This window comes from Paenibacillus sp. MBLB1832, from assembly GCF_032271945.1.
Classification (GTDB): Bacteria; Bacillota; Bacilli; order Paenibacillales; family NBRC-103111; genus Paenibacillus_E; species Paenibacillus_E roseopurpureus.
On the sequence record NZ_CP130319.1, the window covers coordinates 3,362,117 to 3,382,473 of the forward strand.

General features: G+C 45.7%; 26 protein-coding genes and 1 tRNA gene. All 27 read right to left on the bottom strand.

Annotated features, from left to right (window positions below; genetic code table 11):
- Window positions 1-4: 4 nt before the first annotated feature.
- The 27 genes from MJB10_RS15035 to MJB10_RS15165 all read right to left on the bottom strand — a co-directional run bounded on the left by MJB10_RS15035 (window position 5) and on the right by MJB10_RS15165 (window position 20,354).
- Window positions 5-982 (bottom strand): polyprenyl synthetase family protein, encoded by a 978-nt coding sequence (locus tag MJB10_RS15035; RefSeq protein ID WP_314795884.1) that lies wholly within the window; start codon window positions 980-982, stop codon window positions 5-7.
- Window positions 979-1,842 (bottom strand): menaquinone biosynthesis protein, encoded by an 864-nt coding sequence (locus MJB10_RS15040; RefSeq protein WP_314795885.1) that lies wholly within the window; start codon window positions 1,840-1,842, stop codon window positions 979-981. The genes MJB10_RS15035 and MJB10_RS15040 overlap by 4 nt, the downstream gene beginning before the upstream one ends.
- Window positions 1,823-2,434, bottom strand: coding sequence for a UbiX family flavin prenyltransferase (locus tag MJB10_RS15045; protein WP_314795887.1), 612 nt, complete (start codon window positions 2,432-2,434; stop codon window positions 1,823-1,825). Before MJB10_RS15045 ends, MJB10_RS15040 begins: the two co-directional genes overlap by 20 nt.
- Window positions 2,431-3,306 (bottom strand): UbiA-like polyprenyltransferase, encoded by an 876-nt coding sequence (locus MJB10_RS15050; protein ID WP_314795888.1) that lies wholly within the window; start codon window positions 3,304-3,306, stop codon window positions 2,431-2,433. Before MJB10_RS15050 ends, MJB10_RS15045 begins: the two co-directional genes overlap by 4 nt.
- Window positions 3,307-3,313: 7 nt before the next feature.
- Window positions 3,314-4,069 carry a demethylmenaquinone methyltransferase gene (locus MJB10_RS15055; protein WP_397386535.1) on the bottom strand — a complete coding sequence of 252 codons (756 nt, stop codon included), beginning with the start codon at window positions 4,067-4,069 and terminating at the stop codon, window positions 3,314-3,316.
- 13 nt (window positions 4,070-4,082) lie between these two features.
- Complete coding sequence (locus MJB10_RS15060; protein ID WP_314795889.1) at window positions 4,083-4,949, bottom strand: heptaprenyl diphosphate synthase component 1; 867 nt, start codon at window positions 4,947-4,949, stop codon at window positions 4,083-4,085.
- 105 nt (window positions 4,950-5,054) lie between these two features.
- Window positions 5,055-5,588 (bottom strand): hypothetical protein, encoded by a 534-nt coding sequence (locus MJB10_RS15065; RefSeq protein WP_314795891.1) that lies wholly within the window; start codon window positions 5,586-5,588, stop codon window positions 5,055-5,057.
- A gap of 117 nt (window positions 5,589-5,705) precedes the next feature.
- Entirely contained in the window at window positions 5,706-5,972 is a 267-nt protein-coding gene (mtrB, locus tag MJB10_RS15070; protein WP_314795892.1) for a trp RNA-binding attenuation protein MtrB, read from the bottom strand.
- A 76-nt stretch (window positions 5,973-6,048) separates the two neighbouring features.
- On the bottom strand, window positions 6,049-6,975 hold the full coding sequence (locus MJB10_RS15075) for a phosphatase PAP2 family protein (protein ID WP_314795893.1): 927 nt from the start codon (window positions 6,973-6,975) through the stop codon (window positions 6,049-6,051).
- 98 nt (window positions 6,976-7,073) lie between these two features.
- Window positions 7,074-7,147, bottom strand: a tRNA-Pro gene (locus tag MJB10_RS15080).
- A 167-nt stretch (window positions 7,148-7,314) separates the two neighbouring features.
- A complete protein-coding gene (locus MJB10_RS15085; protein WP_029193008.1) occupies window positions 7,315-7,587 on the bottom strand; it encodes an HU family DNA-binding protein in 273 nt (90 codons plus the stop codon).
- Between the two features lie 246 nt (window positions 7,588-7,833).
- Window positions 7,834-9,312 (bottom strand): stage IV sporulation protein A, encoded by a 1,479-nt coding sequence (spoIVA, locus tag MJB10_RS15090; protein WP_056614411.1) that lies wholly within the window; start codon window positions 9,310-9,312, stop codon window positions 7,834-7,836.
- A gap of 250 nt (window positions 9,313-9,562) precedes the next feature.
- Complete coding sequence (locus MJB10_RS15095; protein ID WP_314805652.1) at window positions 9,563-10,297, bottom strand: hypothetical protein; 735 nt, start codon at window positions 10,295-10,297, stop codon at window positions 9,563-9,565.
- A gap of 29 nt (window positions 10,298-10,326) precedes the next feature.
- Window positions 10,327-10,650 (bottom strand): 2Fe-2S iron-sulfur cluster-binding protein, encoded by a 324-nt coding sequence (locus MJB10_RS15100; RefSeq protein ID WP_314805655.1) that lies wholly within the window; start codon window positions 10,648-10,650, stop codon window positions 10,327-10,329.
- A 56-nt stretch (window positions 10,651-10,706) separates the two neighbouring features.
- The gene (locus tag MJB10_RS15105; protein WP_314795900.1) at window positions 10,707-11,294 is read right to left on the bottom strand and encodes a nucleotidyltransferase domain-containing protein; all 588 of its coding nucleotides are present in this window, start codon (window positions 11,292-11,294) and stop codon (window positions 10,707-10,709) included.
- 30 nt (window positions 11,295-11,324) lie between these two features.
- Window positions 11,325-11,618: a 2Fe-2S iron-sulfur cluster-binding protein gene (locus MJB10_RS15110; protein WP_314795902.1), complete on the bottom strand. Its 294-nt coding sequence runs from the start codon at window positions 11,616-11,618 to the stop codon at window positions 11,325-11,327.
- Window positions 11,619-11,638: 20 nt separating this feature from the next.
- Window positions 11,639-11,818, bottom strand: a complete 180-nt coding sequence (locus tag MJB10_RS15115; RefSeq protein ID WP_314795904.1) for a DUF2768 family protein — start codon at window positions 11,816-11,818, stop codon at window positions 11,639-11,641.
- A 97-nt stretch (window positions 11,819-11,915) separates the two neighbouring features.
- The gene (locus MJB10_RS15120) at window positions 11,916-12,197 is read right to left on the bottom strand and encodes a stage VI sporulation protein F (RefSeq protein ID WP_314795905.1); all 282 of its coding nucleotides are present in this window, start codon (window positions 12,195-12,197) and stop codon (window positions 11,916-11,918) included.
- 106 nt (window positions 12,198-12,303) lie between these two features.
- On the bottom strand, window positions 12,304-13,332 hold the full coding sequence (locus MJB10_RS15125; protein ID WP_314795906.1) for an NAD(P)H-dependent glycerol-3-phosphate dehydrogenase: 1,029 nt from the start codon (window positions 13,330-13,332) through the stop codon (window positions 12,304-12,306).
- Between the two features lie 42 nt (window positions 13,333-13,374).
- The gene (gene plsY / locus MJB10_RS15130; protein ID WP_314795909.1) at window positions 13,375-13,977 is read right to left on the bottom strand and encodes a glycerol-3-phosphate 1-O-acyltransferase PlsY; all 603 of its coding nucleotides are present in this window, start codon (window positions 13,975-13,977) and stop codon (window positions 13,375-13,377) included.
- Window positions 13,978-13,990: 13 nt separating this feature from the next.
- Window positions 13,991-15,316: a ribosome biogenesis GTPase Der gene (der, locus tag MJB10_RS15135; RefSeq protein WP_314795911.1), complete on the bottom strand. Its 1,326-nt coding sequence runs from the start codon at window positions 15,314-15,316 to the stop codon at window positions 13,991-13,993.
- A 108-nt stretch (window positions 15,317-15,424) separates the two neighbouring features.
- Entirely contained in the window at window positions 15,425-16,051 is a 627-nt protein-coding gene (locus MJB10_RS15140) for a YphA family membrane protein (protein WP_314795913.1), read from the bottom strand.
- A gap of 129 nt (window positions 16,052-16,180) precedes the next feature.
- Window positions 16,181-17,239 (bottom strand): type 2 isopentenyl-diphosphate Delta-isomerase, encoded by a 1,059-nt coding sequence (gene fni, locus MJB10_RS15145; protein WP_314795916.1) that lies wholly within the window; start codon window positions 17,237-17,239, stop codon window positions 16,181-16,183.
- Window positions 17,240-17,266: 27 nt separating this feature from the next.
- On the bottom strand, window positions 17,267-18,577 hold the full coding sequence (rpsA, locus tag MJB10_RS15150; RefSeq protein WP_314795918.1) for a 30S ribosomal protein S1: 1,311 nt from the start codon (window positions 18,575-18,577) through the stop codon (window positions 17,267-17,269).
- A gap of 149 nt (window positions 18,578-18,726) precedes the next feature.
- Complete coding sequence (locus MJB10_RS15155; RefSeq protein WP_314795921.1) at window positions 18,727-19,308, bottom strand: lysophospholipid acyltransferase family protein; 582 nt, start codon at window positions 19,306-19,308, stop codon at window positions 18,727-18,729.
- 1 nt (window position 19,309) lies between these two features.
- Window positions 19,310-19,993, bottom strand: coding sequence for a (d)CMP kinase (cmk, locus tag MJB10_RS15160; RefSeq protein ID WP_314795922.1), 684 nt, complete (start codon window positions 19,991-19,993; stop codon window positions 19,310-19,312).
- A 139-nt stretch (window positions 19,994-20,132) separates the two neighbouring features.
- Window positions 20,133-20,354 (bottom strand): DUF5359 family protein, encoded by a 222-nt coding sequence (locus MJB10_RS15165; protein ID WP_314795923.1) that lies wholly within the window; start codon window positions 20,352-20,354, stop codon window positions 20,133-20,135.
- Window positions 20,355-20,357 lie beyond the last annotated feature (3 nt).

The window sequence follows — 20,357 nt, forward strand, 5'->3', positions numbered from 1 at the left end:
CTCCTTAGTAAGATCGATTCCCGATAAAATAAGCGACTTCAATTAAATCTTTCTTCGCTTGAATATCCGGCAGCTTGTCCAGTGCAGTAATGGCTTTATCAATGTAGCACTGGGACAGTCGATCCGCTTCTTTAATGCCTGTTCCGCCTCGTATGAGATCTAGGAATCGACTAACATCCGTTTGTCCATCCAGTTTATGTATTCGTTCGAGTTCTGTCAATATCATCGGCTTCATGGCGGGATCTTTCATCGTAAGCAACACAGGCAAGGTAATATTCCCTTGTTTAATATCACTGCCTGGCGGCTTTCCGATTTGCTTCTCGGTCCCGATTAAATCCAGAATATCATCGCGAATTTGGAAGGCCATACCTACATTATAGCCAAAATTATACAATTTAGTGCTCATCCATTCAGGAGCATCTGCACCAATTGCACCTAGTTGACAGGAAATCCCAATTAATAGCGCAGTTTTACGGCGAATCCGCAATAAATAATCCCGAATCGTTTGATCTGCGTTGAAAAAGAAACGAATCTGCTCCATTTCTCCAATAGACATTTCCACAATGGCTTTGGACATGATCTGGTGCACTTCAGGTTTATGGATTTGCGTAATAACTTCCAGTGCTCTGGCGAAAATATAATCTCCCGTATACATCGCGATGCGATTATCCCATTTGGAACGTACCGTCAACTGCCCGCGGCGTGTGTTAGCGTCATCAATCACATCATCGTGGACAAGCGAAGCCATATGGATAAGTTCAAGGGGAACAGCTACATGTTTCATGGTCTGAAGCTTGTAGCTGCCGAACTCCCCAGAGAGCAGAACAAACACAGGGCGAATCCGCTTGCCCCCTGCTTTGAGAAGATGGATCGAGGTATCTCTTAACAAGGAGTGATCACTATAGACGGTTTCCTCGAGTTCCTTCTCGATCGCCGCAATATCTCTCTTTTTCCTCGCATAAATGTCCAATAAGTTTTTCATTCCGTCACCCGTGCCACTTTATTATCTTCCCATAACCCAATGGTTACGGGCTTAGGGAGAAAGCCAAGCTCATAACAATATTGGTAATAGGCTGCTAGACCTTCCCACTGTTCAGCTCCAAAATCATAGCATAAGGTATGAAAATAATGATGCCAATACTCAGACGTGCCGCCTACAGTAGCCTGAGCTTCTGCAATCATGTGCTGCGGTTCTTGGTGAGCTTGCACTTTACTTTTCTTAAAAGCTTCGAAAATGTCAGCCACAAGTTCTGGATGCTTACGAATCGTGTCTTTACGAATGGCCCAAACCGCGAATGTCATCCATTTTCCCGTCCATTTGGCCCATTCTTGCCCAAGATCGGTAATCATATACGATTTGTTTCGCCAGCTTTCTTTAATCGCATCATCACCGATCAGTAATGCCGCATCCGCATCTTCCATCATGACGTCCAAATTGGGGTTGGCATAGGCATAAGTCGGCTTTCCGTTATAGAACTTCTCTAGGATTATTTTCAATAAATTCACGGATGAAGCTGAAGTTGTTGGGAGTTTAATGCGGCCATTTACAATTTCTCGCAACGGCTTGTCATGAAACAGCAAGATGGAATTCACTTCGCCATAGGAGCTAACCGATAAATCTGGGAACAGCATGTAATCTTCGAAATATTGACCATAGGAAAAAGAAGAAATAGGCCCCATATCAATCGTTCCTGCTGCCATGGCCTGATTGAGCGACGTGGGTACTTGTTCTATAATATCGACTTCTGCGCTTTGCATAAGATTTGGGAAATAATAATAGATCGGCCACACATTCGTATAATTGATGCGGCCAATTCGGATTTTAGGGTCTCGGTTGCTCATCTGTATCTCCCCATCTTCGGTACAAGGAATGTTCGATTTCCATGCTATCCATTACTTTGCCTACTAAAAAATCGACCATCTCCTCAATTGTGCGAGGACGATTATAGAAGGCTGGCATCGCTGGAATCATGCGCACCCCCATTTTCGAGAGGGTTAACATATTTTCTAGATGTATCGCATGCAGCGGTGTTTCCCTTGGTACCATAATTAATTTTCTGCCTTCTTTAAGCATCACATCAGCGGTCCGTTCGATCAGATTATCCGAAGAACCGTGAGCGATTCCAGATAAGGTTCCCATGGAACAAGGAATGACCACCATGCCTTTGGTTCGAAAGGACCCACTGGCCACGGTCGCTCCGATATTCGCATTGGGGTGATATTCATAGGAACCTAATCTGCCGCCAAAATGCTTCTCTAGCTCATCTTGTCGTTTGGATACTTGCCAATCCAGCTCGTCCTGCAAGACACGCCAGCCTGCATCCGAAATAAGAAGATGAACATTCAAACCGAGATCCAGCAGCACTTCACAAAGCCGAATCCCGTACTGTGCCCCGCTTGCACCAGTAATTCCGATAACCCAATTGCCACTCATGAATACTGTCTCACTAGAATATCAAGTAAGGTGAAGCTAAACATGACAAGACTCAAGATGCCGTTCATTGTGAAAAATGCGGTATTCAATTTCGATAAATCCTGCGGAGTAACAAGTCTATGCTCTTTAAATAAAATCAAATATGAAATGATAAGACCAATTAGATATAACCAACTTAGATGTGTTAAGAAGAATAACGTCACAAGTCCAATCGCAGTTAACACATGCAAGACGCGTGCAGTTAATAGCGAAGCTTTAATACCAAACCGACTAGGATAGGAATGTAATCCTTCCGAACGGTCAAATTCAGCATCCTGGCACGCATAAATGAGATCAAAACCCGCGCTCCAACATGCGACTGTTAAGAAAAAGATGATGGACGCCCACGTGAATTCACCTGTCACCGCCACCCAACCCCCTAATGGAGCTAAACCCAACGTAATACCCAGGAAGAAATGGCATGCCCATGTAAAACGTTTGGTATAGGAATAGATCACTAAGAAAAACACAGCAATTGGCAACAGTTTCATCGATAAGGCACTTAAATGATAGGTCGCCCAAAACAACAATGCGAAAGAGATAAGGATATAAATAAGAACTTGTGGAACCGAGATTAACCCTGCTGGTATCGCACGGTTCTCTGTTCGCGGGTTACGTTTATCAATCGCTTGGTCAATAACACGATTCAAAGCCATCGCGGCTGTTCTTGCGCCCACCATAGCAAGCGTAATCCACCCGATTTGAGCCCACGTGGGCAAATGACCTAACAAGACAACGGAGCCTAGAATGGCTCCCATGAACGCGAACGGCAGTGCAAATACACTGTGCTCAAATTTAATCATTTCAAGAAAAATTTTAAGTTTAGTCAACATCTGATAGTTACACTCCTGATTTCGTTTTTCCCTTAGTGCCCGTGTGAAGTGCTGCTACGCCCCCAAATAAAGGGTGAGCTTGCACATCGTTCAAGCCATTTTTCTCGAAAATAGCTCCTAATTGCTTATGGTCGGGAAAAGAAATGAGCGACTCTGGCAGCCACTTGTACTGTTCATACTTTTTCACGATGAGCTTCCCAAGGAAAGGCAGTATGCGACGGAAATAGAGATAATAAATGGACTTGAACGGCTGCCAAGTTGGTTTGGACAGCTCCAAAGACACAACTAGCCCTCCGGGCTTAACGACGCGTTGCATCTCACGAATAACTTGCTCAAGATCGGGAACATTGCGCAGCGCAAAGCCAATTGTAGCAAAATCAAACGTATTGTCGTCAAACGGAAGACTCATCGCATTGCCTTGAATCAGTTCGATCTGCCCTTCCAGTCGTTCTTCTCTTACTTTAATCGCACCATGATCAAGCATATTCTGACTGAAATCAAGCCCTACCATTTTACCTGTGCGACTAGCTTTAGCCATACTAATCGTCCAATCGCATGTCCCGCAGCAAAGATCGATAGCTGTATCTCCAGGTTGCACGTTCATTTTCTTCATTGCATATTTACGCCAAGCTTTATGCCGATTGAAGCTAAGAATATCGTTCATCAGATCGTACTTGGGTGCGATACTCTCAAACACGCCATGAACGAATTCTTCTTTGCTCTTGGGCTTGTTGGCTTCCATATTGGTTTTGCTAACACTCATGATCCCAATCCCCTTATATCTCTTCCAACACTTTGGGCTTATTGCCTGCAATCTTAACGAATGGCTCCCAAATGTGAAAGAGTTCACTTAATAGCTTGTCCGAATAGCTCATCTTCATACGATCTCGCACCTGTTGCCAGTGCGTATGAAACAATTGATTCAAGTGAGCAGCAATTTGATATTTATACAACAATGAACGCGCCATCATCGGATCGATCTCCTCGACCTGAAGCTGTTTTCGCTCTTCGCGTGTGCCATGCTGCATAATATACCAGTATCCCCAGCTCCATTTGAACTTGCCCAAGGATTCCGTACGGAATAGCTCCTCCATGAGTAGCTCACATCGTGCAAAGCCTCTCATGGCATCTGCCCATTGATCCTCGTAGGCTTCCGAAATCACATCTGAGAAAGACAAAAAAAGCTGAGACTTAATTTCCACCATGTGGGAAACGTAATCTTCTGCCGTTAATTTCAGCTGCTTCATTTTCACATACATACTCATCTTGAACCGATTCACTTCACAGATCGCACTGGATATCTTACTTATCATATTGATCTGTCCAGCCTGCGCGAGCAGATGATAAAAGCGGGCACTGAAATAGTCACCCGCCAGTACTTTCAGCTGTCTCGATCTTGCGGCCTTCTTCTCTTTGATCTCGTTCGAAACACTGACCATGTCGTGCGTATCGAGTCCTAATTCCACCAGTGCCGTCACTAACGTGAACAATTCACTCGTTGAACTCAGTTTAGTATTACCATCCAAGAAGGCGAACAACAGACGTGTACGCAACTCTGGAAAATTGGGAAGGTCTGTGTGTATTTGGATCATATCATACTCTGTATACTGCTTAGCGATCTCAAGGATCCGATAAGAATTCATTCAAAAGCCTCCGTAACCGTATGCCAACCATCATCAATCAGTTTCAGTGTCTCAATCCAAATTATTATAGCATAACGTGTTCCTAGAAGCACATTTATTTACCACTCATAGCGGATATTTCTGCTGCCATTTGGATGTATATGTAATCCGAAACCGATTTTGCAGCTCCTGCTCTAGCTGAATCAAACTTAAATCACGCGGGTTTTTGTCCATATCTTTTACAAATTCACGCTGTGCGACCATCGCCAGCACCAATTGGGAAGAGGGATATTCCGTCCCTCCGGAATAGTCAATCACGCGGACCCATACTTGATTCACATTTTTAGTATTCATCAGCATCGTTTGCGCTATGGTATATAAGTCACGATACACCGCTGCTGTATCCGCGTTCTTGGGCAAGCTGAGATCCAGCGAAACACGGGATGTGCTTAAATCGACCTTCCGTATGCGTAATTGCAGCGGCACCTGGACAAGCAGATCTGGCAAATTGTTCGAGGTGAGCTGTCCGCCGCGATGATTCGACCAAGCGTAGTCTGATTCTAGGCCAGAGGACTGATCCAAGTGAGGGAGATTCGATAAACTAATTGCAATCACAGCGGAAATCCCCAGTGTGATCAAGATTCGCATCGACCATTTCATGCGCAATACCTCCTAGTCATGGGTAGGAGCTTATTCAACAAAGAGCTTCCACTATTACAAGCCTATATATCATTGTACAAAATAAAAAAGCAGGCTATGCCTGCTTTCATGAATTAACTAGGATTCTTCGGTATCAATCGTACCGTATTTGGTCATAATGACGGCTTTGCCGCGTACTTTAACGGCTGAAGTGTGCTCGGTGAATTGAGCGATCATCACTTCACCCTTGTCCAGCTTCTCCGTATGATGAAACCGTGTATCTTGTCCACGGGTCAAACCAATCACATGCACGCCATTATCTTTGGCTTTGATGACGAAATACTCATTCCCGTTCGCATTGGATTGATTTGAGTTGGATTGATTCGCTTTATTCGAGTGGTCCATGTCCATCCTCCGTTCTTCCCTTTACATTTTACTTAATGCTAATGATGCTAAAAAAGCAACTGGAAGTCAACATGAACTATACGGATAATTCACCTGTAGTGGATACGGCGCGCTTTTTGTAAAATTTCTTAAACTTTGCAGGCAGCGCATGTGTGGATCCCAGACGAAGAAGAAGATCTGTCAATTTAACCGTCCCATAGGCGAATAGCATGCCAGCGAAGACGTCGATTAGCCAGTGAATTTGCAAGTATAACGTTGAGAAAATGATAGCGGAACAGTAGGTAACCATCATCGTTTTGAAAATGCGATCTTTCTCCCGCAGTGCTAACAGCAGCATCGCGAATGAAATGGACGTATGCATGCTCGGGAAGCAGTTCATTACCGCGACAAGTAAGGAGTTCTCGTCGGCAAACACGCGATGCAATAAATCCGGTTGCTTATTGACGTACCATACTTCATGAAGAAGAATGAGATTGTAAAATGGCAAAATGAGCGGAAACTGCAGCATATGCCCTGATAATGCGTAGGAAAGCATTTTCTTAATACTGCGCGTCCAGAAACTGCGTACAATACAGATCCACAAAGACAGTACAAATCCATAATTATAGACCCAGACCATAGCCCGGTCCAGAAACGGTGTTGCGATCCATCGTGCCCAGCCGCCCGTATTCAGCGGGATCGCGTTCATGTAGCTATCCCAGTGCCATGGATGACGGTTATTTTCGAACATCCAATTCGCAATTTTCCACCAAAAACCATTGCCCGTTCCATAGAAATAATAAAAGACACCTAATAACGGGATGCCGATTAGAAAGAAGCGTTTCCAATCCACATCAATTTGATCCTTACGAACTCCCAGCAGACAAAGAAGCAGCAGAATCCAGCATTCTTTGCTCCAGTTTCCAACTGTACCGATCCGCCAGATCAAGTAAATCGACGCGACGATCCCAAACATCGTCCAATCCTGTGATTTCACAAGTGTGCTCAATTTCCCCTTAGTCAAAACCGTTCCCCCTACATCATCCTTAGCGTTCTATCTCGTACGCAACACGTCTCTTAACGAGAAAAAGACATCGGACGATCGATGTCTTTTTCTCATAATCGGAGTAACACGATTCGAACGTGCGACCTCACCCACCCCAAGGGTGCGCGCTACCAGGCTGCGCCATACCCCGCCATTCCCCGTTTACAGCAAAGATATACGCTTTCACTTTTGTAATTATAGTAGCTGTTTTTCAAATTGTAAAGGCATTTCCAGTTGAAACAAATAAAGCCGTTTCCCGCGGATTCGCGGCAACGGCTTTATAATTATGTAACGTTCAATCCTATGTATAACTACAAATTATTGAATGCCATCTTTAAGTGCTTTACCTGGTTTGAAAGCTGGGATTTTGCTTGCTGGGATTTCGATTTCATCACCAGTCTGTGGATTACGTCCTTTACGAGCAGAACGTTCACGAACTTCGAAGTTACCAAAACCTACCAATTGCACTTTATCTCCACCTTGCAAAGCTTCGGAAATTGCGTCAAAAACTGCATCAACAGCTTTTGTTGCATCTTTCTTGGAAAGCTCAGAAGTTTCAGCAACCTTGTTAATCAATTCAGATTTATTCATGCCATTCACCTCCCCCCAAGATTTCTCACTTCCGTTACTTCCTGTTTTCACCGTTTTTTCGGAAATTATACCTAACTTCCTGAAAAAACGTTGATTTTCCAAGCAAAATGAACTTTGAAAGCAGACGAATAAATTCATAGTAATACACTCCAAGAGCAATTTCAAGTATCTATTTCCATTTTATGTGGGACTTTTTGCTAAAAAACGACAAAAAACACTCTTTCGAGTGTTTTTGTCCCGTTTTGGTTACAAAATGATGGCGATTAAGCCGCCTGAGCCTTCATTAATAATCCGGCCAAGTGTTTCTTGCAGCTTGTATCTTGCGTTATCCGGCATTTGGGCCAGCTTGCCTTGAATGCCCTCGCGGACGATGGAATGCAAGGATCTGCCAAAAATGTCTGACTCCCAAATTTTAAGCGGGTTATCTTCGAAATCCTGCATGAGATAGCGAACCAGCTCTTCACTTTGCTTCTCGGTTCCGATAATCGGCGAGAACTCCGACTCGACATCGACGCGAATCATATGAATGGAAGGCGCTGTCGCCCTGAGCCTTACACCGAATCTAGAGCCTTGGCGGATGAGCTCTGGCTCATCCAAGGCCATCTCGGCTAAGGTAGGAGGCGCAATGCCGTAACCGGTCGTTTTGACCATCTCTAGCGCTTCTGCGAACTGGTCATATTCCCGCTTCGCATGCGTGAAATCCTGCATCAGCTGAAGGAGATGGTCCTTCCCGCGAATTTCAACGCCCACGACTTCAACGAGAATGCGATCATAGAGCTCATCTGGCGCGAACAAGTCAATTTCTGCTACACCTTGCCCCATATTCAGGCCAGCTAACGCTGCTTTATCAATAAACTCATATTCAGCAAATTGACTAACCACACGATCGACATCACGCAAGCGGCGGATATCCTGTACAGTGTCACGTACGGATGCTTCGAATTGTGTGCGCAGCCAATGGTTCTCATCGAGCACCATTACCCAGCTTGGAAGGTTCACATTGACTTCATGTACAGGGAACTCATACAAGACCTCACGAAGCACGGAGACCATTTCTTCTTCCCCTGCACTGGCTACACTCATCGTCACGACAGGTACATCGTAGCGGCTTTGCAGCTCGCTGCGGAGTTCAAGTGCTGGCTCGCTGTTCGGCTTCTGAGAGTTAATGATCACAATGAACGGCTTGCCGACTTCTTTAAGCTCATTGATCACTCTTTCCTCTGCCAGTACATACGATGAGCGCGGTATATCCGAAATCGTGCCATCTGTCGTTACGACAACACCCAAGGTAGAGTGTTCCTGAATGACCTTCCTCGTTCCGATTTCAGCCGCTTCCTGGAAAGGAATAGGCTCATCGAACCATGGCGTATTAATCATTCGCGGTCCATTCTCGTCTTCATACCCTTTGGCGCCATCCACCGCATATCCAACACAATCAACAAGGCGAACATTGACGTTCAGCCCCTCGGCCACCGAAATTTGAACGGCGGTATTCGGAACGAATTTCGGCTCCGTTGTCATGATCGTGCGGCCAGCAGCGCTCTGCGGGAGTTCATCGGTAGCCCGGATCCTATCCGCTTCGCTTTGAATGTTCGGAAGCACTACAGATTCCACAAAACGCTTTATAAAGGTTGATTTCCCTGTCCGGACTGCGCCGACAACCCCCAGGTAAATGTCCCCTCCCGTTCGTTCTGCAATGTCCTTAAAGATATCCACTTTCTCCAAGAGAATCCCTCCTACAGTTTGGTCGTCAACTGACGCACGTGACGGTAACAATTGACTACTCGTACATTCATTTGGACTAGTAAAAATATATGTACTTTCGATAGAAATATGATAGATGCGCTGCAACTTTTTTTCGCTCATATTTTATGAAGCACATACCGCTTTCGAAAGAATATATGATGGGTGGAGATCGCTTATTCTTTAAAAAGAAAAAAACCTCCTACTCGAAAGTAAGAGGCTCCCTGCTTATCTATTGGTGCGGCATAGGCTGATTATTCATCCAGGTATAAGGCACACTGCGTATCGGCACAAAGTAGGATTTATCTATGAGAATTTGCCGCAAATCCTGATCAGGCTTAATGGAATTGCCTAGCGCATTGTTCTGAATGAACGTTTGAATATCCCTCGCATAATCGATGGCGACTCCACCCGTATGGGAATTGAGGATATACGTGACGGCATTCTTACGATTATACACCGACTTGATCTCCGGCTCTTTCATACCAAGCAGCTTGAAATCTACATAGGCAAATGAGTCATTAATCGCGACCTCTTGAGGCATCGCGCCTCCATGCTTGGCAATATAGTCATTCACTTTCTTCTGCACATCTTCAACGCTTTGATAAGCCGATAGATCCATTAACTTCACTTTCGGCTTCGTCTCGGCGTCGACAAGGACATAAATGAAAATACCGCCGCTCTCAAACGCATTGGCAGGAACAGCGCTCAATAGACTCGACTTCTGCAATTTCGCAAAATCGATCACATATTTCTCGTAAAGCGGGGTAGACATGTCACTATTTTTAATGGGAAGAACGCCTGTTTTCTCTTGAAAGGTATCAATTGCCTGCTGAACAACCGTAATAAATTCGGCTGGATTGATCTGATTCTCTTTCCTCAGTTCTTGTGGATATGCACATCCACTAAGCAAAATAACCAAGATGAGAGACAGATAAACGCCTCTACCTTGGCGTAGATTTCGCATTATGTTCACAAGCCAACCATCCTTCTTGATTAAAATAAATCGTCATCCTCCGCTTGCCTAGCAAGCTGCGCACGAATAGCTGCCTTTAGAGGGTCTTCTGGAATATGGACCACAACAGCCCCCGTTACTTTCGCTTGGCAAGCAAGCCTTATACCTTGATCCCCTTGCGATCCCAGCTTTAATCGTTCGTTCGTATTCATTGGTGCTAGTCCGCTTTGGTCCGGCACGCTAACTTTACACATTAAACAAGCTGCTTTCGCACCGCAGCGCGTTCGGATATGAACCTTAGCGCGACTTCCTGCGTCCAATAAGGTCGTGCCAGGTCTAACTTTAATTTTCTTATTATCAGGCATAAAATGTACGTCTAAGGTACTCAACCCTATCACCTTCTACCGAGACCTCCGCCGATTTAGCCAGCGTTGTCTAGTATTTCTTTCAGTTTGTCGTGAAAAGCCTGTCCCCACTGATTACGTGCCATGAGATCCGCCAACACTGGCATGTGCTTCTCAGGCGAAGCGAGCATCGTTCTTAAAATTATTGCATAACGATCAGGACGATTGCGAAGGACATTGAACAAAAACTCATGTGCGAGCGGCATCAGATGAATCTCTTGATTATCAAGAACAGATAGGGAATGATAGGTTTCCTGTAAGTAACTAACTTCAACCTGGTATAAGGAAGCCAGCGCGCTGACTCTGAAATCGCCCACAACCTCAACCATATGACCATCAATCTTATAATGACTTAGCGTCGAGGCATAGATCGGTGTCTCGCTATACGCAGGCGCATCAATTGCATAAGGCACCAGCAACGCATGAATGGCGAGCACATCTTTCTGGTCCACGTAAATGTCCAAATCTCTCGGACTTCTTCCGATGTCAACTCCTTGCAGCAATAGACCACAGCTTCCACCTATGAGCCAGGGAATGTCGTGAGCTTGCTGCAACCGGGTTTGAATAATCGAGATGGACGGGATAAGCGGCTCCAGCAGATTCATGCGATTCACACCTTTCAGGCACATCATGTATTAGAAATAAGGCTTGTGGATAACAGAAATCGTGCCTTCTTGTTTCACCACACATTGACAGGCTAAACGGTAGCCTTGTTCGAGTTCTTCAGGTTCTAAGCGGTCTTCTTCCGCATCGGACGGCAGAGACAATAGCTCACGGCCTTCTGCAACGTAACAGCGGCATCTGGCACATGTTCCTCTTGTGCACGAAAATCCCCAATCGACATCTGTTTTCATCGCGTGATCCAACACAGTTAGGCCCGTTTCGGGCGCTACTTGCTTGACCATTTTGCGCGTTTTCAATTCTAACATCTACATTGTCCTCCGGCCATTTAAAACAAAGATAGCAGCATATAAAGTAAGATTGGAATGAATAAAATAAAAGCGATAAACGACAATACGCCTCGTAGAATGCCCGTAGTTTTTGTTCTTGCATAGGAAATTAGTAATGATGCAAAAACCATTAACCCAATGGCTACGAATGAGGCCCACATTTTGTCTAAGGGTGACATAGATTAAACTCCTTATGTAAAATCATTGAAATGAAACACCTGTTAGTATAGCATAAAACGAAAAAAAGCATAAGGGGAACAACTCCCCTCATGCCTCCTATTTCTTGCCCATCATCATATTCATTAATTGCTGCATGTTATTCGTATCTAGTTTGCTGCTTTTCACCGCTTGCACGATATCGTTAATCGTCTCTTCGGATACTTTCACATTCACTAGTCCTGAAACCTGCTTAATGAGCGCTCTCAACTGCGTTTCACTCTGCATCGTAGAAGGTTTCACACCGCTTGCAATTTTCTCAATATCTTTGGACGTAACCGATTTGCCCGTTTTCTTCTTGACCACACTCAATACGTCTTTCGACATATCTTTATTTGCCAATTATGCCGCCTCCCTATCCCCAAGCTGATGACAATTGCTTATGGTATAGTATGAATGCGGAGAACATCTGGTGTAGGCGGTTCCCACACTTTTAGCACAATTGAGCTTAAATGCGCGTCATCGGAAGCTCTTCCATTTCATGCGTGCGTACTCGCCCCATAAGATCACGAACAGCAAGTTGTGGTGATTTCCCTTCAAATAACACATTATGTAACTCATTCGTTATGGGCATGGTGACACCGTATTGGCGAGATAAGTCATACGCTGCTTTCGTCGTTTTCACGCCTTCTACAACCATTCCCATCTCCTTTAGGACATCGTCCAATTGGATACCCTCGGCTAATCTACTTCCTGCTCGATAATTCCGGCTATGTAAACTAGTACACGTAGCAATTAAATCACCGATTCCAGCTAGCCCAGCAAATGTTAATGGATTTGCCCCCATAGCAGTGCCCAGCCGTGTAATCTCCGCAAGCCCCCGTGTCACGAGCGCAGCTTTGGCATTATCGCCAAATCCAAGCCCATCCGTTAAGCCCGCACCGAGACCAATAATATTTTTCAGCGCGCCGCCTACTTCTACGCCTGCAACATCCGGATTCGTATAGACGCGGAAGTAATTAGTTATGAGCAAATCCTGTGCGGCTTCCGCCGCTTCCAGTTGCTGCGCAGCCACGACGACTGTCGTCGGCATCTTGCAAATCACTTCTTCTGCATGGCTCGGCCCTGACAGGACGACGAAACGGTTCGGATCCATGTCGGGCAACTCATCAGCCAGCACCTCGGTCATCCGCTTCAAGGTGCCAGTCTCGAACCCTTTGGTCGCATGAATGATTAAAGCATCCTTCTTCACAAAAGGACGAATACGCGAAGCTACATCGCGCATGCCAGCTGATGGTACCACCATCACGATGGCATCCGCATCCTGCACAGCATCTTGCAGCGAGTTAGTCGCTACAATGGCAGGCGAGAGGGTTACATCTTTTAGAAATCGTGTATTGGTATGTTTGTCATTAATTTCTTGCACTTGCTCTTCGTTGCGAGACCATAGAAGTACGTTCATCCCATTATCTGCTAATACAGAAGCGAGAGCAGTCCCCCAACTTCCAGCTACAAGGACCGATACTTTTTTTGACACGGATTCCCCTCCTATGACGTTGTTGCACTGCATGCCGATTAACTAAGCCCTTTTCTGGCCTAGTTTATTTTCTTTCCCTTGAATCAGTTTCACAATGTTCGTGCGATGACGCAAGATCGCAAAAGCACAAAGAAGAATACTTATCCAGAAATCAGGTAAAGGCCGGTCCATTCCCCAAATTAATATAGGTAAAAGTGCAGTAAGGATAAGGGAACCGAGCGATACGAAGCGAGTAATCGCGATAATGACAATTGCCGTTAGTCCTGCAATCAACGTAGGCAGGAAGCAAAGTGTAGCCATGACACCAATCGTGGTGGCAATCCCTTTACCTCCTCGGAAGCCGAAATACACAGGCCAGTTATGGCCGATAATCGCAGCTAACCCACAAAGAACGCGAACCCATATGTCATCGGATCCAGGCGCAGCCCAGACTCCTAGCAGTACGGCGACGACACCTTTCAAAGCATCTAGCAGTAGAACGAGTATGGCAGGACCTTTCCCTAGGACGCGAAGCGTATTGGTTGCCCCTGCATTTCCACTGCCATGCTTACGGATGTCAATGCCTTTGAACCATTTTCCGAATAAATAACTAAAGCTTATGGATCCAAGTAAATAGCCCACTACGATGGTTATGATCGAAAGCAAGTTTCAACATCTCCTATTCTCTGTCCGAAGTTTTCCTACGGCTTAAGATTCGAATTGGCGTTCCTTCGAAACCAAATGCAGCACGGATCTTATTGTCCAAATAACGCTCGTAAGAGAAGTGCATGAGCTCAGGCTCATTCACGAAGAGTACAAAGACGGGAGGCTTCACCGCAACTTGTGTCACATAATTGATCCGCAGACGCTTCCCTTTATCTGTTGGCGGCGGGTTATAAGCAACCGCATCGGAAATAACGTCATTGAGCAAATGCGTCTGAACACGCAATGCATGGTTCTCAGCAGCTTGTACGATGACTGGCAGCAACTTATGCAAACGCTGCGTCGTTTTGGCTGAAACAAATACAATCGGCGCGTAGCTCAAAAACAGGAAGTGATCGCGAATCGTCGTTGTGAAATGCTGCATCGTCTTATCATCTTTCTCCACGATATCCCATTTGTTTACGACAATGACAATCGCTTTTCCTGCTTCATGCGCATAACCAGCGATATGCTTATCTTGATCAATGATCCCTTCTTGACCGTCGATGACAACCAACACAACATCCGCACGTTCAATCGCCTTCATCGCGCGCATGACACTGTATTTCTCCGTGTTTTCATACACTTTGCCACGCTTACGCATACCAGCGGTATCGATAATAACGAATTGCTGCCCATCCCGTTCAAAAGGCGTATCAATGGCATCACGCGTTGTTCCCGCGATATCGCTCACAATGACTCGCTCTTCCCCAAGAATCGCGTTCGTCATCGAAGATTTACCAACATTCGGTCGACCGATCAAGGCAAACTTGATGACCTCTTCGCCGTATTCATCATCTTTTTTATCCGGGAATAAATTACAGACGACCTCTAACAGATCACCAATCCCAATACCGTGGGAGCCGGAAATGCCGACAGGATCCCCGAATCCAAGAGAATAGAATTCATAAATATCGTCTTGGCGAGCCAAATTATCTACTTTGTTGACAGCCAATACTACTGGTTTCTTCGAGCGGAATAACAGCTGTGCGACTTCCTCATCAGACGGGGTCACGCCTGCCTTGGCATCTACCATGAACACAATGACATCCGCTTCTTCGATCGCAAGCTCCGCTTGAATACGAACGGATTTCATAATCGTATCATCGCCTTCGATCTCAATCCCGCCTGTATCGATAACACTGAACGATGTGTTTAACCATTCGCCCACTCCATAGAGACGATCACGCGTAACGCCTGGTTTATCTTCTACAATCGCCATGCGATCGCCAACAATTCGATTGAAAATGGTGGACTTTCCGACATTCGGTCGGCCAACAATTGCAAGTACGGGTCTAGCCAATTTACATTCACTCCTTCGAATTCCATGATGTTTCATGGAAAATTACGCAACTTACATCATAACAAAAAAGACACGCCTTGGCTAATCTCTTTTGAGACTTCGAATCCGCTATTCGCGATTGGACCCATTCCGATTCATCCATTGCTTCCACACAGAACGACAACTATTATACGCAAACTGCACCATAATCGTAATCGTTCTTGCGGTAAAGACCGTAAGCCACCATTGATCTTGGAAGCCAGCTAGTCCAAGCATTTGATTCCCATCCACCTTATGAATGCCAGATTGATATAAATCACCTAATAGGTAGCCGATCGAAATAGCACCAATCTGCTCCCAAGCGTTCCGCTGCAAGACGACGGCTACCAGAGCTAGTACAAGGGCCGATTGCCAAGCAGAATTCCGTACGATGAGAATAGGGTCCATCACAAGCAACTGCTCAACTAAAAAATGCAATGACCCCAGCAGAAGTCCAATCGAGAGTAGATGAAGCTTATGGATAAACCCTTGAGTCACATAGAGAATGAGCAGTGCGAGGGCGAGAACAACGAAATAGACGACTTGAATATGTACTTGACGAATCACAACAGTTAACCTCATGCCGATTAACCATGAGACAAAAAAAAGAAGCATACCTTTATGCGAGATACTTCTTATGTATAGCTCCTTCCATCCGCTGGCAAGTAAAATCAGCATAATGCAAAGAAGAATGAGCGACAAATAACCAGCATTCATAATCAAACCACCTAATTTACACAGCGATCTCATCCATCCTTGTTGGATAGGGGCTGCGGATCTTCAGTCCCCCTGCTCCTGGAGAAGAGAAGGGAAAACTGCCTGATCCTTAGTATGGCAATTATTTGATTATTTACTCTGATTGCTTCGCGCTGCGTATGAAGTTAGGTTAATACCGCGAGCCTGACACCACTCAGCTGTCTCCCCCATGATAACCACAGGGCATCCTGACAAAGCTTGGATCGAATTAGCGCCTAGCGCCGTCATAATCAGAATAAGTCCTTGATGAAGCTCTTTCGCGAAGCTGTGAAGGGCATCGGCCCCCTCAGTTTGCAGTACTTTCAGAAAAGCGCCTGCCATCCCAACCGCAGATGCGCCTATGGTTAACGCTTTCGCCGCCTCTATGGCATTCGTAATTCCGCCAGATGCGATGACAGAGCCAGTTGGATATACCGACAGCGCCTCCAGCAAAGAGATGCTGGTTGGTGTCCCCCAATCATTCAGCCATGCTAAGGCTGAGGGGCGTCTCGCATTCTCAATGGCTGCGAAATTCGTGCCGCCAGATCCGCCAACATCGAGCGTTTTCACGCCGATCTCCTGCAATTGTTTGGCATTACTCCGTGAAATGCCGAAACCTACTTCCTTCACTATGATCGGCACTGGTGAGTGACGAACGATGGTCTCAATTCGGCTCAACATGCCGACAAAGCTTCGATCCCCTTCGGGCATTATCAACTCTTGCATAACATTCAAGTGAATTTGCAACGCATTCGCCTCAATCATCTCGATTGCACGAAGCGCTTGATCCAAGGTTGCCTCGCTACCTAAATTAGCGAAGATAATCCCTTTTGGGTTTTCCCGTCGGACCACTTCATAACTCGGCGCTACTTCCTTATTCTTAATCGCCGACATTTGAGAACCAACGGCCATGGGCATGCCTGTTTCTCTAGCGAGTATGGCCAGTTCGCGATTGATACTCTCTGTCTCATGGGCCCCGCCGGTCATTGCATTAATTAAAATCGGCGAACTCATAGTGAGATCGCCGATAGTCGTTGTTAAAGCAATATGATCCGTCGAAGTCTCAGGAAGACAGTTATGCACAAGCTTGATATCCGACAGCCCTTGCTGCCGGGATTGACCAAGCTCTAGCGCGTAATGGACATGCTCCATTTTACGTGAGATGCGCATACCTTTACCTCCTAGAAATTGGATCTATTATTTTTTGAATTTAGCCAGCTTCTCACCAAAACGCTCACCAAGCGTCATGGACATGCCTTGGTTGCTCAAGGAAACATTCTCGTTTCCAGCAATTTCTTTCTGGTGGCTAGCGCTATTACCGCGGTCGCGATCGCCGCGAGGCTGTCTTTCTCTTTCTGGCTTGCCCGCAGCAGGCGCAGCTGCACTAGCTGGCGCTTCAGGTGCATCTTCTGTTTCTTTGATGCTCAGGCTTACACGTTTCTCAGCCGAGTTAATTTCGAGTATTTTTACTTGAACTTCTTGACCTTCTTTCAATACTTCGTGAGGCGTACCGATGTGACGGTGTGCGATTTGAGAAATGTGCACAAGACCTTCAACACCAGGCGCTACTTCAACAAATGCACCAAAAGCGGCAAGACGCTTCACTGTACCAGTTACGATATCGCCAGCTTTGAAATCATTCTCAACATTGGACCATGGACCTGCTTGAGTCGCTTTGATGCTTAGGGAAATTTTGTCGTTGGATGGATCAAGTTTAAGGATTTGCACCTTCACTTTGTCGCCTTCTTTAACAACATCAGACGCTTGACCTACATGGTGCCAAGCAAGCTCGGAAATGTGGACAAGTCCGTCAATTCCGCCGATATCAACGAAAGCACCGAATTGTGTTAAGCGTTGAACTGTACCGTCCAATACTTGACCAACTTGAAGCCCTTCGACAATTTTCTTTTTGTTTGCTTCGAACTCTTCATCTAGTACATCTTTTTGGGAAAGAATGACTTTATTTTTCTCGCGATCGATTTCTTTCACACGAAGACGCAATGTGCGGCCTTTGTATGCGGAGAAATCCTCAACGAATTGACGCTCTACCATGGAAGCAGGTACGAAACCACGTACGCCAATATCCACTACAAGTCCACCTTTTACAACTTCAGCGACAGCCGCTTCAATAATTTCTTTGCTTTCTAGTTGACCTTGCAGCGTTTCCCATGCTTTCGCATTATCAACGACACGCTTGGACAATACTAATGTTTCTTTCGCGTCGTTAATCGAAACAACTTTCAATTCAACTTCTTGGCCAAGTTCAACCGCTTGCCCAGCTTCACTTACGCTAACCGAAGAAAGCTCGCGAATTGGGATAACACCATCGTATTTGTAACCGATATCTACGAAAGCTTGATCAGCATCAATTTTAACAATTTTACCTCGGACAGTTGCACCTTTCTTCAACACAGGCACATTGTTAAGCGCGTGTTCAGCTTCTGCTTGGGATACTGCTGTTTCTTGAGCTTCTTGCGTTTGATCTTCAACTTTTACTTCATCTGACATGAGATTAGCCTCCTCTATTAACAACCAACAATACTAATTTATAAGTCACAAAGCAGTATGAAGCTCCTACTTTGTTTCAAACATATCCATAAGATTCAAATCCTGTAAGGTTAGTATAATTCCAAGGTTTCAATTCCATACATGACGGATTAAGCATCACTCGTCATCTTATGTAGTCGACGGATTTCAGTCATAATGGCTTCCGTCGCTAATTCCAAATCTTCTGAGCTTGAACCTGCATATGCACTTAAATCCAATGGCTTCCCATAGACGATCGTCATGCGGCGGAAAATGGAATAGTTGCCAACGATGGCAACAGGAACGACGGCTGCGCCTGCTTTGAGAGCTAGACTAGCTGCGCCCTTCTTCCCCATGCCTCCTGCGTTACTTCTCGTGCCCTCTGGAAACACGCCTAGCATGTTGCCATCCTTGAGCAGTTGCACCGCAAGTCGAATGGACTCTCTGCTCACACCCCCGCGTTTGACAGGAAATGCGCCGACTTTGGAAATAATGGAGCCAAGCACTGGAATCTCAAACAATTCAGCTTTGGCCATGAAATGAACTTTCCTTCGAAGGGGTGTTCCAAGGAAGGGAGGATCCAATAAGCTTGTATGATTTCCACACAGAACTACTGCGCCATTTGCAGGGACATTCTCCATCCCGATCGCACGCATTCGAAAAAACACAGTGAAAATGAATCGAAATAAGGCTCTTCCGATACGGTACAGCATCTTATTTCCCACCTCCGACTTTGTTCTTGCAAAGCCCAAGGATTTCGTCGACGACTTCAGTAATCGTCATGGACGTGCTGTCCATTAACACGGCATCGTGCGCTTTGCGAAGGGGCGAAATTTCGCGTGCTTCATCAAATTGGTCCCGACGTGCAATATCTTGCTCCAACTCCGAAAGTGTTAGTGTATTCGTACCACTTTCCTGCAGTTCTTTGAATCGGCGCTCTGCGCGCTCCTTCACGCTAGCTGTCAGAAACACTTTTATTTCTGCATCTGGCATCACATGCGTCCCGATATCACGTCCGTCCATCACAACACCTTTGGAAACGGTCATTTGCTGTTGTAACGCAACTAACAATTGACGCACCGCACCATAGCTGGCAATTTGCGATACATGTGCCGTCACTTCCGCTGAACGAATCGCTTTCGTCACATCTACCCCATCTACGAATACTTGCTGCCCTTCTTCGCCTGGTATAAGCTCAATCTTCATGCGATTGGCTAACGCAGCCACTTCGGTTTCTTGCTCTGGTCGCAGCCCTTCTTGCTGTACTTTCCATGTTACTGCCCGATACATGGCTCCTGTATCCACGTAAATAAAACCAAGCGCTCTGGCAACCAAACGAGCAATGGTGCTTTTACCGGCTCCAGCAGGACCATCTAAGGCAATATTGAACTTATCCAAGCTGCCCTTCCTCCTAACAATAACTCACAGTACATTACGTACAAAAAAGCAGGCACTTGCCTGCTAATTACTTGAAATTATACCACACAACAAGGTCATATGCAAAACTTGGCACGTCATTCCGATGGAATGCGAACGCTTAAGAGCGTTCCTTGGAAGACGGCTGAGCCACGATATAAGGTTGTCCTTCCAAGGGTTCAACACGGGTAAAATGCCTGCGAATATACGCATTCTGCAGCAGGACTTGTACACACACGAGGAGGATCAAACATACGATCACGGCTCGAATGAGCATCCTTTCCATTTTTGCAGAAAATCGGATAAATAGTTGCTCATATTCTTGGGGCTCTTGTTCAGACATGGG